This window comes from Aeromonas sp. FDAARGOS 1417, assembly GCF_019046985.1.
In the GTDB taxonomy this organism is placed as follows: Bacteria; Pseudomonadota; Gammaproteobacteria; order Enterobacterales; family Aeromonadaceae; genus Aeromonas; species Aeromonas veronii.
Genome location: NZ_CP077221.1, coordinates 3,316,708 through 3,329,990, shown reverse-complemented (window position 1 = coordinate 3,329,990; position 13,283 = coordinate 3,316,708). Strand labels below are relative to the sequence as shown.

10 protein-coding genes are annotated in these 13,283 nt (G+C 62.5%); 4 read left to right on the top strand and 6 right to left on the bottom strand.

Annotated elements, in window-relative coordinates; all coding sequences use genetic code 11:
• Positions 1-10 precede the first annotated feature (10 nt).
• Both birA and murB read right to left on the bottom strand, forming a co-directional pair.
• On the bottom strand, positions 11-976 hold the full coding sequence (gene birA, locus I6L47_RS15345; RefSeq protein WP_021231448.1) for a bifunctional biotin--[acetyl-CoA-carboxylase] ligase/biotin operon repressor BirA: 966 nt from the start codon (positions 974-976) through the stop codon (positions 11-13).
• On the bottom strand, positions 973-2,010 hold the full coding sequence (murB, locus tag I6L47_RS15340; protein ID WP_216947790.1) for a UDP-N-acetylmuramate dehydrogenase: 1,038 nt from the start codon (positions 2,008-2,010) through the stop codon (positions 973-975). The genes birA and murB overlap by 4 nt, the downstream gene beginning before the upstream one ends.
• A gap of 127 nt (positions 2,011-2,137) precedes the next feature.
• Between murB and I6L47_RS15335 the strand changes: the two genes are divergently transcribed.
• Complete coding sequence (locus tag I6L47_RS15335) at positions 2,138-2,791, top strand: TrkA family potassium uptake protein (RefSeq protein ID WP_005339863.1); 654 nt, start codon at positions 2,138-2,140, stop codon at positions 2,789-2,791.
• Positions 2,788-4,143, top strand: coding sequence for a TrkH family potassium uptake protein (locus I6L47_RS15330; protein ID WP_216947788.1), 1,356 nt, complete (start codon positions 2,788-2,790; stop codon positions 4,141-4,143). Before I6L47_RS15335 ends, I6L47_RS15330 begins: the two co-directional genes overlap by 4 nt.
• 107 nt (positions 4,144-4,250) lie before the next feature.
• Here I6L47_RS15330 and I6L47_RS15325 read toward each other — a convergent pair whose 3' ends face one another.
• From I6L47_RS15325 to I6L47_RS15315, 3 genes are all read right to left on the bottom strand, one after another.
• Entirely contained in the window at positions 4,251-6,221 is a 1,971-nt protein-coding gene (locus I6L47_RS15325) for a DNA topoisomerase III (RefSeq protein WP_216947786.1), read from the bottom strand.
• Between the two features lie 67 nt (positions 6,222-6,288).
• Entirely contained in the window at positions 6,289-6,786 is a 498-nt protein-coding gene (locus tag I6L47_RS15320; protein ID WP_013724182.1) for a response regulator, read from the bottom strand.
• A gap of 55 nt (positions 6,787-6,841) precedes the next feature.
• On the bottom strand, positions 6,842-8,809 hold the full coding sequence (locus I6L47_RS15315; RefSeq protein ID WP_216947784.1) for an ATP-binding protein: 1,968 nt from the start codon (positions 8,807-8,809) through the stop codon (positions 6,842-6,844).
• Positions 8,810-9,085: 276 nt separating this feature from the next.
• On the opposite strand from I6L47_RS15315, the gene I6L47_RS15310 reads away from it, so the two are divergent.
• On the top strand, positions 9,086-10,216 hold the full coding sequence (locus I6L47_RS15310) for a NapC/NirT family cytochrome c (RefSeq protein ID WP_216947782.1): 1,131 nt from the start codon (positions 9,086-9,088) through the stop codon (positions 10,214-10,216).
• Between the two features lie 23 nt (positions 10,217-10,239).
• Entirely contained in the window at positions 10,240-12,720 is a 2,481-nt protein-coding gene (torA, locus tag I6L47_RS15305; protein WP_216947771.1) for a trimethylamine-N-oxide reductase TorA, read from the top strand.
• Between the two features lie 82 nt (positions 12,721-12,802).
• On the opposite strand, the gene I6L47_RS15300 is transcribed toward torA, so the two are convergent.
• Positions 12,803-13,264: a hypothetical protein gene (locus I6L47_RS15300; RefSeq protein ID WP_005339830.1), complete on the bottom strand. Its 462-nt coding sequence runs from the start codon at positions 13,262-13,264 to the stop codon at positions 12,803-12,805.
• Between the last annotated feature and the right edge of the window lie 19 nt (positions 13,265-13,283).

Here is a 13,283-nt window from a genome sequence, read left to right as displayed (position 1 = left end):
TTACTGACCCTCAGTCGCCCCGGCGCAGGGAGAGCTCGCCCCCCAGATAGAATTTGATCCCTTCGCCTGTCTCCAGTCGCAGGGCGCCGCGATCGTCGATGCCGCGAGCGATGCCACGGATCTCCTGATCCCCCATCAGCAGGCGCACCGGGCGACCGGCAAAGTGATCGAGCCGGTTCCACTCATCGACAAAGCTTGCCAGCCCCTGCTGCTCAAAGGTGTGCAGCGCCCGCTGCAGATGGACGATCATCCGGGCTGCCAGCTGATTGCGATCCACCAGCTCGGGATTGATGTGGCGCAGCTCAGCCCAGGCCTGATCAATCTTCTCACCTTCGCGGGCAGGCATCGCCAGATTGAGGCCGATGCCGATCACCAGATGGCAACTGGCACCGGCACTACCGCTCATCTCAACCAGAATGCCCGCCAGCTTGCGGCCCTGATAGTAGAGGTCGTTCGGCCACTTGAGCTCGACCCCCTGATAACCAAGGGACTCCAGCGCTTCAACCACTGCCACGCCGACCGCCAGACTCAGCCCCATGGCCGCCGCCATGCCTTGTTCCAGCCGCCAGTACATGCTGAGGATCAGCTGGCAACCAAACGGCGAAATCCAGGGTTTGCCACGACGACCGCGCCCGGCAGTCTGACACTCGGCCAGACAGCTCTCACCGGAGCGCAGCTCATTGACCCGATCCAGCAGGTGTTGGTTGGTCGAGCCAATGACCGGAAAACAGTGCACCGGCGCCATCGGGGCCAGCGCTTGCAAGGTGGCCTGATCATAGAGCGCCATCGGTACCGCCAGCCGGTAGCCCTTGCCGGTCAGGCTAAAGAGATCCAGCCCCAGCTCCTTGAGTGCCGCCATGTGTTTGCTCACCGCCGCCCGACTGATGCCAAGCTGCTCGCCCAGCTGTTCGCCGGAGTGAAACTGGCCGTCGCTAAGCAGAGTGATCAGGGTCTGTCTGATGGGAGTCAACGTCATGAAAGCACCTCGTCGAGCCAGGTTTCACCGTGCGCGCCCATAAAGCGCACCTCATGCTCCAGTGCCACTCCAAACTTTTGTTCCACGCTATCGCGGACATGGGCCGCCAGCGCGATCAGCTCCATGGCACTGGCGCCCCCCAGATTGACCAGCACCAGCGCCTGCTCCTGATGAACGGCGGCGCGACCGATGGCGAAACCTTTCAGACCGCACTGATCGATGAGCCAGCCCGCCGCCAGCTTGGCCTGCCCTTCTCCGGCCGGATAGCAGGGCATCTGCGGGTAGCGCGCCTTGAGATTCTCCGCCAGCGCGGCAGGCACCACCGGATTCTTGAAGAAGCTGCCCGCATTGCCGAGCACCGCAGGATCCGGCAGTTTGGCCATGCGGGTGGCACAGACGGTATCGAAGATGGCCTGCGCCGAAGGCGCGTCACCGAGCGCCGCCAGTGGGCCATAGCCCTGCACCGGTTGCCACGCCTTGGGCAGTTTGAGCCCGACGGCGGTGATCAGGTGGGAATCCTGATACTCGTGTTTGAAGATGCTGTCACGATAACCGAAGCGGCACTCTGCCGCCGCGATCCGTTCAATCTCGCCACTCTGCCAGTTGAACGCCTCGACATAGGCGCAGAAGTCGGCCAGCTCAACGCCATACGCACCGATGTTCTGCACCGGCGCGGCACCGACCGTACCGGGAATGAGCGCCAGATTCTCCAGCCCGAACCAGCCCTGTTGCAAGGTATGACGCACCAGCTGATGCCAATCTTCACCGGCCGCCACATGGAGCAACCAGTGATCGCCACCATCTTCAGCGGTAATCCCCTTGAGCCGGTTGAGCACCACCAGACCGAGAAAATCGGTGGTGAAGAGCATATTGCTGCCGCCGCCCAGATTGAGGCGCGGCAGCTGGTTGAGCTGCGGGTCGGCACGCAGGGTCGCCAGATCGGCAACCTGCTCCACCTCGGCCAGCCAGAGGCAGTACGCATCGAGGGCAAGGGTGTTGAGCTTCAACAAGGAGGCGTTGGCATTCAGTTTCATCGGTCTATCCCGGCTTGGTGCAAGGGCGCAGTCTACCTCAAGTTGCCCCATGACGAAAAACCCGAGCCCTTTTCGGGGGAATAGCAGTGGTTTAGAGTAGGCGACTTCAACTGCTGAGGAACAACTCATGAACAACCAGTTTGCCGTCATCGGCCTGGGCCTGTTTGGCAGCGCGCTGTGCGAAGAGCTGCAACGGCAAGATGCCGAAGTACTGGCCATCGATATCGACGAGAGCAAGACCCGGCAAATCGCCGCCCTCTGCAATCACGTTATCGTGGCGGATGCTACCGACGAGGCCACCGTGGCCGAGCTGGGACTGGCCAATTTCGATATCGTCTTCGTTGCCATCGGTGACAACCTGGAGACCAGCATCCTCACCACCCTCGTCTTGAAAGAGGCGGGCGTGAAGAAGGTGTGGGTCAAGGCGCGCGACAAGTTCCACGCCAAGATCCTGCAGAAAGTGGGCGCCGACAAGGTGATCAACCCGGAGTGGGACATGGGCCGCCGGGTCGCCCAGAGCATGCTGGACAACCGGCTGTTCGACTATCTGGAGCTGGGCCACGACATGGTGCTGACCGAGTTCGTGATCGGCCTGCAACAGAACGGCCGGGAACTAGGCGACTTCCATCTGCTGCAACAGAGCGATTTCCAGCTGCTCGCCATCAAGCGTGGTGATGTGCTGCACAACGTGCTGACCGGCAAGATGGAGCTGCAACTGGGCGACATCCTGATCCTGGCGGGCAACAAGCACGCTATCGACCACTGGCTCGAAACTCTATGATCAACTGGCGCAGCAGCTACGCCTTCGCCCTCCATCGGGAGCAGGACTCTCGCTGGAGCGAAGCCCGGCTGATCCTCGGCAGCTTTCTGATCATTCTGCTGATTGGCACCATCTTTCTGGTGCAACCCTCCAGCCACAATGGCGAGGTTACCTTCGTCAACGCCCTGTTTACCGCCACCTCGGCCATCAGCGTGACAGGTCTTGGCGTGGTGGATACCGGCACCGCCTTCACCCTGCAGGGGCAGATTTTCCTGCTGATGCTGATGGAGATCGGCGGTCTGGGCCAGATGACCATGACCCTGCTGCTGATCGCCATCTTCAGCAAGCGGGTCGGTCTGCGCCAGCAGGTACTGGCCAAGGAGGCGCTGGGACAGGAAGGCTCGGTCAACATCATTCAGCTGGTCAAACGGATCGTGCTGTTCGCCTTTATCGCCCAGATGATCGGTACCGGCATCATGGCGATCCGCTGGGTGCCCGAGATGGGGTGGGTGCACGGCCTCTATGTCAGCTTCTTCCACGCGGTCTCGGCCTTCAACAACGCCGGGTTTTCGCTGTTTGCCAACAACCTCATCGACTATAGAGACGACCCCATCATCAGCCTGACCATCGCCGGCCTGCTGATCCTGGGGGGGATCGGCTTTACCGTCATCGTCGATCTGGTGCGCAACCGCCGCTGGCGCAAGCTGAAGCTGCACAGCAAGCTGATGCTGCTGATGACCCCGGCGCTGCTGCTGGCCGGTACCCTGATGTTCTGGCTGCTGGAACACAACAACCCGGGCACCCTCGGCAAGGCCGGTATCGGTGGCCAGCTGCTGGCGGCCTTCTTCCAGTCTGCCAGCGCCCGTACCGCCGGTTTCAATACCATAGATATCGGGCTGATGACCCCGGCAGCGCTGCTGTTTCTGATGATGCTGATGTTTATCGGTGCCGGTGCCACCTCCACCGGTGGCGGTATCAAAGTCACCACCTTCGCCGTGGTGCTACTGGCGACCAAGGCGTTTCTGACCAAACGGCCCCATGTCACCGCTTTTGGCCGCACCCTGTCGCCCCAGATCGTGACCCGCTCGCTGGCCATCATTATCGTCAGCACCATGGTGCTGATGCTGGCGATGTTCCTGCTGATGGTGACCGAGGATCTGCCGTTCGACAAAATCATGTTCGAGACCATCTCGGCATTTGCCACCGTCGGCCTCTCCACCGGCATCACCGCCTCCCTGAGCGAGCCGGGCAAGCTGATCCTGGTGCTTGTGATGATCTGCGGCCGTCTCGGCCCCCTCACCCTGGCCTTTATGCTGGCCCGCCCGGTCGAGACCCGCATCCGTTATCCGGAAGAGAACGTCTATACCGGCTAAGCGGAGCTAGGCCATTACAGCGATAAAAAAGAGAGAGGAGCACATGACTCCTTTTTCTTTTTCAGCTGACCGCTTTTGTGTATCAGCCTATCCGCCCCCTCATGCGGTCAGGCCGCCTTGCTTCTGGCTGTGCGCTTGCCCGTACTCTTGCGAGGCGCTGCACCGCTGGCCGCTGGACTCTTGCGCCTGGTAAAACGTCGCTTGCCGGCACCCGGCGCCTCCTTGGGCAGGGCGCTGAAGCTGGCGCCGGAGTCCTGCCGCGCCCCTTCAATCAGACCGTTGAGCTGCTCGGTGAGCGGCCCCATAAACTGCTGGTAGCTGCCGTGGCGCTCGGCGATCTGGCCGAGGCTCTGCTCCCACAGCGCCGTCATATCCGGCGTGGTGGCAGTAGCAGGCAGCGCCTGCACCAGCGCCCGCCCGGTCGGGGTCGCCTTGATGCTCTTGCCCTGACGCACCAGAAAGCGGCGCTTGAACAGCAGGTCGATAATGCCCGCCCGGGTCGCTTCTGTGCCGAGACCATCGGTGTCGCGCAGGGTCTTGCGGATCTCGGGATCCTGCACATAGCGGGCGATGCCGGTCATGGCCGCCAGCAGAGTGGCATCGGTGAATGACTTGGGCGGCTGGGTCATCTTCTCCTGCAGCTCGCCCCGCTCGCAGAGCAGCTGTTCGCCCTCCTTCAAAGCCGGCAGCGTGCCTACTTTCTCTTCGTCGTCATCCTCCTCCACTCCGAGCAGCGCCTTCCAGCCCGCCTTGAGGATGCGCCGCGCCTTGGCCTGAAACAGGCCACCGGCGATGCGCAGCAGCACCTTGCTGTCGTTGTATTCGAACGGGGGATAGAACTGCAGCAGATACTGGCGGGCAATCAGGCCATAGAGCTTCGCCTCGTCGGCCCCCAGCGTGGCGGGGTTGCCCTGCTTCTCGGTGGGGATGATGGCGTGGTGGGCATCCACCTTGCTGTCGTTCCACGCCTTGCTGCGGATCTTGCCGTCCGCCTCGGCAACTGCCTTGGCCAGCACAGGCGCTGTGGCGGCGATGGCACCGCGCACCTGCTCGGCCCGCTTGAAATGGTCGGTCGGCAGATAGCGGCTGTCGGAGCGCGGATAGGTGATGAGCTTGTGACGCTCGTAGAGGCTTTGGCAAATGTCGAGCACCCGCTTGGCATCCATGCCGAAGCGCTTGGCGGCATCGATCTGCAGGCTGGAGAGGTTGTAAGGCAGCGGCGCCGCCTGCTTGCGGGCCTGCTCCTCCACCGATTCGACTTGCGCAGGCTGGCCGTTGATCCGGCTCACCACCTTGTCGGCCAGCGCCCGGTTGAGCACCCGCCCCTCCTCGTCCTGCCACGGCAGACAGGCTTCCGATGGCAGCCACTTGGCGGTGAAGCGCTCGTTGCCCTCGGTCAGCAGATGGGCCAGCACCTCGTAGAAGGGTTTGGGCACGAAGGCCTCGATCTCGAGATCCCGCCGCACCACCAGCCCCAGCAGCGGGGTCTGCACCCGGCCAACCGAGAGCAGCTCGCTGCAACCCGCCTTGCGCCCGAGCAGGGTATAGGCGCGGGTCATGTTGATGCCGTAGAGCCAGTCGGCCCGACTGCGGGCCAGTGCGGAAACCGCCAGCGGCACGAACTCCTTGTTGTCCCTGAGCTTGTCGAGGGCACGGCGCACCGCGGGCGGGTTGAGATCGCTGATGAGGCAGCGCTGCACCGGCTTGGTTTTCGGGTAGCCGAGAAAGTCGATCACCTCATCCACCAGCAACTGCCCTTCCCGGTCCGGGTCACCGGCATTGACCACACAGTCGGCCTGTTTGATCAGTCGCTTGATGACGGTGAGCTGGGTTTTGGTCTTGGGCTTGGCCACCAGCTGCCACTGAGCGGGGACGATGGGGAGATGCTCCATCCGCCACTGCTTGAAGGCAGCGTCATAGGCATCGGGCTCGGCCTGCTCCAGCAGATGGCCGATGCACCAGGTGACCACATCCCCCTGGGCTGTTTCGATAAAACCGTCGCCCTTCTTATGGGGCTTGGGCAGGGCATCGGCAATGGCGCGGCCCAGCGTGGGCTTCTCGGCGATAAAGAGTCGCATCGGTGGCTACCTGCAATACTGTATATGCAGACAGTATACAACTGCCACCGCGAAAGCCCAACAGCCCCTATTCGTCGAACGGGTGATCGTGGATGGCGGCAAACAGCCGCGCCTGATTGAGCAGCGGCGCATAGTGGAAGGCATTTTCGCCATCTTCCGCCAGCAGGTAGTCGGTCAGCTGTTCGCGCACCGCCTCTTGCAGGGTCTCCAGCTTCCACGGCTTGGCAAGGTAGTAGTGCAACCCCCCGCGATTGACCGCTTCGACGGTGGCCTCCAGCCCCGCTTGTCCGGTCAGCAGCAATTTGCGGCTGGCGCGGGTGGTGGCACGCCGGTTCAGCTCCACCAGAAAATCGACCCCCAGGGTTCCCGGCATGATGTGGTCACAGAGGATCAGCGCCAGCTTGTTGCCGTCGCTCTCCCACTCCTCCACCACCGCTCGCGCCTCATCGACGCTCTCGGCGGCTTCCAGTTCGAAGTGGGAACGGAACGGGGCGAGATCGTGGATCACCGCATCCAGCACCTCACGCTCATCGTCCACACACAGGATCAGATAGTGTTTGTTCATTGCTCCTCCTTGGCGACATGGTTTGGCACGCCGCGCGATTGATGCTGGCGACGGCTCAGGCCGCATGCTCCTTGTTGTGATGAGGTTCGCCCCCGTAACCGGCCTGCCCCATGCCGTCCAGCGGCAGACAGACCCGCATCCGGGTGTAACGGCCCGGTTCGGAGGCCACCTCAATCCGGCCGTGGTGCTGCTGAACTATCTGCAGCGAAACGCTCAGACCAATCCCGAGACCGAAATGTCCCTCCCGCTTGGTGGTGAAGTTGAGATCGAAGATCCGCTGCCACAGCTCGGGCTCGATGCCGCAACCGCTATCCTCGATCTCTACCATGACCCACTCGGGCTCCAGCAACCCGGTGCGAATGGTGAGTCGCCCCGGGCCGCTCATGGCATCCAGACTGTTGGCGATCAGGTTGGTCCACACCTGTTGCAGGGCGATGGGGTGACAGCGCACCAGCGGCAACGGCTGGTACTCCTTGCAGAGCTCATGATGCTTGAGGCGGTTTTCGAAAATCATCAGGGTATCTTCCAGCCCCTCGTGCAGGTCTACCAGCGAGGGCTCGGCCCGATCCTGCCGCGCATACTGCTTGAGGCTCTTGACCAGATCGCCGATGCGACGGGCGCACACCTCGATATTGCGCAGGAAGCTGCCGGTCTGCTGGAACAGCTCCAGCCGGGAGAGCAGCGCCTCCCGCTCGTCGGCAGTGCGGCTGGCAAACCAGCGTTGCCAGTTCAGCTCGTCATCCAGATTCATCTGTACCGCCAGCCGCGCCTGCTGGCGATCACCAAAGCGCCCCTCAGCCTGCCGGGTCTTGTCACGGATCTCGCTGGTCGAGACCGGCTGTGAGGAGAGCGCCTGACAGAGGGTCTGGTTGCCCAGCCCTTTGATGGGTGCTGGCAGCTCGAGATTGACCAGATCGGGGATGGCGGCCCGCAGGGTCTCGCTGCCACGGATAATGGCCGCCACCGGGTTGTTGAGCTCGTGGGCGACACCGGCCACCAGCTGACCCAGCATCGCCATTTTTTCGCTCTCCACCAGTTGGGCGTGAGCGGCATCGAGTGAGTTGAGGGTCTGTTGCAGCCGCATCTCGGTGCGGATGCTGTTTTGCAGACGGCGGTTGAAGTGGCGCAGCAGCAGGTTGGTAAAGGAGGGGAGCAGTTCGCTGCGCGCCTGCATCACCCGGGAGAATTGCAGCTTGTCGAGCTTGATCACCTCGGCACCGGTCAGGGTCACGCCGGTGGTGAAGGCGGGTTCGCCGGTGACGAAGGACATGCCCCCCACCAGCGAGCCGGTGCGGTAGTGCACCACCTCCTGATCGATCCCCTGCTCGTCCCGCTTGCGCAGCACCACCTCCCCCTTGGCGATAAACCAGAGAAAGCTGTTGGGCTCCCCCTCACGGGTCAGCACATGGCCCGAGCTGTAGTGGCGGCAGACCCGCTCCTCGTCATTGCCCTCGAAAAACTGGTAGAGGCCGTCGATCACCACCCGGGAGAGTTCTTCATCGCTGCAGTGGGTGTAATCCATAAAGCCCTGCCGATAGGCAGCCAACTGGCGATCGACGTGGGCTCGCAGCAGCTTCTGGTTGTCGAGCACGGCGGCATAGCTCAGCAGATCCGCCTCGGGGCGCTGCAATACAAAGTGGCTCGCCTGCTCGATCACCGCCCGGCGCAGGCTGCCATCACGCCAGGGGCGTTGCAGGTAGTAGTCGAGACGACCGAGATTGACCGCCTCGATGATCGATTTCATCTCCGGCTGGCTGCCGAGCAGGATCTTGCGGCACGCCTCGTGACGGCTGCCGAGGCGGATCAGAAAATCGGCCCCTCGCCCATCCCCCAGCTCGCTGTCACACACCACCACGGCGGGTGGCTGCCCCTTGCGATCCAGCTCGTCCAAGGCCAGCTCAGCCGACCCCTGACCGACCACCACCACCAACGCGAAATGGCCGAGCAGCGGAGCCAACTCCTGTTCGAATTCGGCCAGCAGTTGCACGTTGGCGGCGACACACAGCAGTGAGAAAGGGCTCATCAGCGACACTCCGTTGAGGCTCACTGCTCACTATATCAGCGAATCTTGTGGGGTTTTGCGAGGGGGCTAACAGCTGTCGCGGAAAGTGCACAAATAGATAAAACAGAAAACAATTGAATTTAATTCGACAATTATGTCAATAACAAAACAAAAGACAAAATGTGACAACAATCAAAAATATAAACCATGATGGAGGTCAACGCCTTATCCCTATCATTACTACTACTATTGGACTAGTACTATGTAGGTAATTATTGACCGTAGGAAAACGCCGCCATGATTGGAAAACTGATAAGAAAAACCTGGTTCTGGCTCCTGCTGCTCGGGGCCCTGCTGGGTGTCGCGGCACTGGGTGTCACCGTGACCGTGCTGCACAAGACCAGCTCCACCGAATTCTGCGTCTCCTGCCACTCCATGCAGACTCCGCTCGCCGAGTATCAGGGCAGCGTCCACTTCCAGAACACCAAGGGGATCCGCGCCGAGTGTGCCGACTGCCACATCCCGGGCGACCCCACCTCCTACCTGTGGACCAAGATCCGCGCCGTGAAGGATATCTATCACGAGGCGATCGGCACCCTGGATACCCCGGAAAAGTATGAAGCCCACAAGCTGCGGATGGCCCAATCCGTCTGGGACGAGCTGAAAGCCAACGACTCCGCCACCTGCCGCAGCTGCCACAGCTACGAGGCGATGGACATTCTGGCCCAGCGCCCCAATGCCCGTGCAGAGCACCCGGTCGCCATCAAGGAAGGCCAGACCTGTATCGACTGCCACCGTGGTGTCGCCCACATCATGCCTGACATGAGCGGCCTGGCTGCCGCCGGTGCCAGCGAGCTGGCGCAGGCTGCGGCCCAGACCCCGGCCAACGTCACCACCCGTTACGCCATCGCCACCACCCCGCTGTTCCTCGATGCTGCCGCCAAGACCGACGAAGGCACCCTGATGCCCTCCACCAAGGTGGAAGTGCTGGCCAACGAAAACGGCCGCGCCAAGGTGCAGATCGAAGGCTGGCAACAGGATGGTGTGAGCGAAGTATTCTACGCCGCACCGGGCAAACGGATCCTCAGCGTACTGATCGGCGATGCCGCCAAGAAAGCGCTGGTCACCGGCCAGAGCGAAACCGACAGCGCCACCAACCTCACCTGGCATCAGGTCAAGCTGACCGCCTGGGTCGACCAGAGCCAGCTTATCGGCGATCAGGGCAAGCTGTGGCAATACGCCTCCACCCTGATGTCCAACAACTGTACCGGCTGCCACGGCCTCACCGCGCTGGATCACTTCAATGCCAACCAGTGGATCGGCGTCATCAAGGGGATGGAATCTCGTACCTCCCTGACCCCGGAACAGGCTCGCATGTTGACCCAGTATGTCCAGAAACACGCCAGTGACATGAGCGCGGCCCACTAAGGCTGGCACAGAGGAAAACCGTTATGACTTTTTTCAATGACAAGAAGACTAATCTGTCCCGCCGCAACCTGCTCAAGGGGCTCGGCGCCTGCGCAGCCCTGCCCCTGCTCGGCGGCATTTTTCCCAAGAGTGCGCTGGCGCAAGCCATCAGCACCGCATTGAGTCAGTTCCCGACCCTGGTGCCCGCCCAGAAGGGCATTCTGACCGGCGCCCACTGGGGTGCTTTCGAGGCGATCGTCGAGGATGGCCGCATGGTGCGCGTCCAGCCGGTGGCCGATGATCCGGCGCCGAACGATCTCATCGATATGGCGCCGTTCCAGGTGCACGCCAAGAACCGCATCAAATACCCCATGGTGCGCAAGAGCTGGCTGGAGCATGGCCCGGGCGCCAAGCCGGAGCTGCGCGGTGCCGACGAATGGGTACGAGTGAGCTGGGACAAGGCGATCGAACTGGTGGCCGGTGAAATCCAGCGGGTGCAGAGTGACTTCGGCCCGCAGGCGATCCACGCCGGTTCCTACGGCTGGAAGAGCGTCGGCATGTTCCACAACAGCCGCACCCTGCTGCACCGCCTGATGAACCTCTCCGGCGGCTTCACCGGTTATGCCGGTGACTACTCCACCGGCGCGGCTCAGGTGATCATGTCCCACGTGATGGGTTCCATCGAGGTGTACGAGCAGCAGACCGCCTGGCCCAACGTGGTCGAGAACGCCGAACTGGTGGTGCTGTGGGGGGTCAACGCCCAGGTCACCCTGAAGAACAGCTGGAACATGCCGGATCACGAGGGTCAGGCCGGCTTCATGGCCCTCAAGGAGAAAGGCACCCGCGTCATCAGTATCGACCCCATCTACAACGAGACCGCCAAGCTGGTCGGCGCCGAGTGGATTGCCCCGAACGCCTACACCGACGTGGCCATGATGCTGGGTGTGGCTCACACCCTCTACACCGAGAAGAAGCACGATCAGGCCTTCCTCGATCGCTACACCGTCGGCTTCGACAAGTTCCTCGCCTATCTGCTCGGCAAGGATGACGGTCAGCCGAAGAGCGCCGAGTGGGCGAGCAGCGTCTGCGGCGTCGATGCCAAGGTGATCCGCCAGCTGGCCCTCGACATGGCCACCACGCGCACCATGATCATGGCCGGTTGGGGGATGCAGCGTCAGCAGCACGGCGAACAGCCGAACTGGATGCTGGTCACTCTGGCCTCCATGCTGGGCCAGATCGGCCTGCCGGGCGGCGGCTACGGCTTCAGCTACCACTACTCCTCCGGTGGCAGCCCCACCGCCAAGGGTGGCATTCTGGCCGGTATCTCCGCCGGCAACGCGCCGAAGAACAGCCCGGCACCGATCCCGGTGGCCCGCATCGCCGACTGTCTCGCCAACCCGGGCAAGACCATCGACTTCAACGGCCGCAAGGTGACCTATCCGGACATCAAGCTGGTCTACGTGGCGGGCGGCAACCCCTTCCACCACCATCAGGACACCAACAACCTGCTGCAGGCGTGGCGTAAGCCGCAGACCGTGATCGTTCACGAGCCTTACTGGACGGCGACTGCCAAGCACGCCGACATCGTGCTGCCGGTCACCACCAGCTACGAGCGCAACGATCTGGAGATGGGTGGCGACTACTCCCAGCGCTATGTGTTCCCGATGCACCAGTGCGTGCCGCCCCAGCACGAGTCCCGCAACGACTTCGATATCTTCAGCGCCATCGCCGCCAAACTGGGGGTGCAGGAGCAGTACACAGAAGGGAAGGACGAGATGCTGTGGCTCAAGCAGATGTACGACGGCATGGCGGCGCAGGCCCGCGGCGCCCGCGTCGCGCTGCCGCCGTTCAACATGTTCTGGGAGTCCAACAACTACATCCGCTTCCCGATCCCCGAGGCCAACCGCCAGTGGATCCGTCACGCCGATTTTCGCGAGAACCCGCTGCTCAACCCGCTCGGTACCCCGTCCGGCAAGATCGAGATCTTCTCCAACACGGTAGCCGGGATGGGTTACGCCGACTGCGCCGGCCATCCCAAGTGGTATGAGCCCAAGGAGTGGGTGAAGAGCGAGGTGGCGGCGCGCTATCCGCTGTCGCTCAACACCTCCCACCCGACCCAGCGGCTGCATTCCCAGCTCGACAACACTCCGCTGCGGGACAAGTTCGCCATCGCAGACCGCGAGGCGATCATGATCCATCCGCTGGATGCCAAGGCTCGTGGTATCGCCCAAGGGGATCTGGTGCGTGCCTTCAACGAGCGCGGCCAGATCCTGGTGGGCGCCCTGCTCTCCGAAGATGTGCGCCAAGGCGTGGTACGGATCTGCGAAGGGGCCTGGTACGACCCGGCCAAGCCGGGCGAAGCGGGCAGCATCTGCAAAAACGGCAACGTCAACTGCCTCACCTTCGACGAAGGCTCGTCCAGTCTGGCACAGGGCAACTGCGGCCACATGGCCCAGCTGCAGATCGAGAAGTACACAGGCCCGGTGCTGGCCAACACCGCCCACGCGGTACCGGCCAACGGCTAAGGCGATTGCCACCCAATAAAAACGGCGCCATCAAGGCGCCGTTTCTTTATCTGTCTGCCAAAGCGCAGGCATGGGGATGGGTTTAGAACTCCCCCTCCTCCATATACTCCTGCGCGCACTCAACCAGCTGCGGCCACAGCTCTTCCGGCACCCAAGCGTCCGGGTCATCTTCGTCCCCGTCGTACTGGCTCCAGAAATAGCGGCGCAGGCCGGAGGCAAACTCGTCGCTGATCTCGGCCAGCTCCGAGAGCGGCCCCAACCAGGCGATGCGACGCAGGCCGGAGGCGAGATCGTTGATGGCATCCATCAGGGTGCGATCGTCGAAGCTCTGCTCCACCAGCAGGGTGAAGCGCTCGCGCGCCTGCTCGGTCTGCTCCTCGTCCAGCTCGCCCACATCGGCCAGCAGGTCGACAAAATCTTCCAGAAGGAACGCGATCAGGCCATCCCTGTCTTCAAACCACTGGATCTGGGCGCCCTTGACCCCCAGCACAGAGGCATCAAACGAATCGTCAAGGTGACACAGTGCCCACGGATCGTCGGTCATGCTTCTCTTCCTCAGGCTA

Excerpts from the sequence above, each read along its gene's own strand:
- I6L47_RS15330 (WP_216947788.1), top strand. The coding sequence starts at position 2,788 with ATGATCAACTGGCGCAGCAGCTACGCCTTCGCCCTCCATCGGGAGCAG.
- I6L47_RS15310 (WP_216947782.1), top strand. The coding sequence starts at position 9,086 with ATGATTGGAAAACTGATAAGAAAAACCTGGTTCTGGCTCCTGCTGCTC.
- torA (WP_216947771.1), top strand. The coding sequence starts at position 10,240 with ATGACTTTTTTCAATGACAAGAAGACTAATCTGTCCCGCCGCAACCTG.
- I6L47_RS15325 (WP_216947786.1), bottom strand. The coding sequence starts at position 6,221 with ATGCGACTCTTTATCGCCGAGAAGCCCACGCTGGGCCGCGCCATTGCC.
- birA (WP_021231448.1), bottom strand. The coding sequence starts at position 976 with ATGACGTTGACTCCCATCAGACAGACCCTGATCACTCTGCTTAGCGAC.
- I6L47_RS15335 (WP_005339863.1), top strand. The coding sequence starts at position 2,138 with ATGAACAACCAGTTTGCCGTCATCGGCCTGGGCCTGTTTGGCAGCGCG.
- I6L47_RS15320 (WP_013724182.1), bottom strand. The coding sequence starts at position 6,786 with ATGAACAAACACTATCTGATCCTGTGTGTGGACGATGAGCGTGAGGTG.
- I6L47_RS15315 (WP_216947784.1), bottom strand. The coding sequence starts at position 8,809 with ATGAGCCCTTTCTCACTGCTGTGTGTCGCCGCCAACGTGCAACTGCTG.
- murB (WP_216947790.1), bottom strand. The coding sequence starts at position 2,010 with ATGAAACTGAATGCCAACGCCTCCTTGTTGAAGCTCAACACCCTTGCC.
- I6L47_RS15300 (WP_005339830.1), bottom strand. The coding sequence starts at position 13,264 with ATGACCGACGATCCGTGGGCACTGTGTCACCTTGACGATTCGTTTGAT.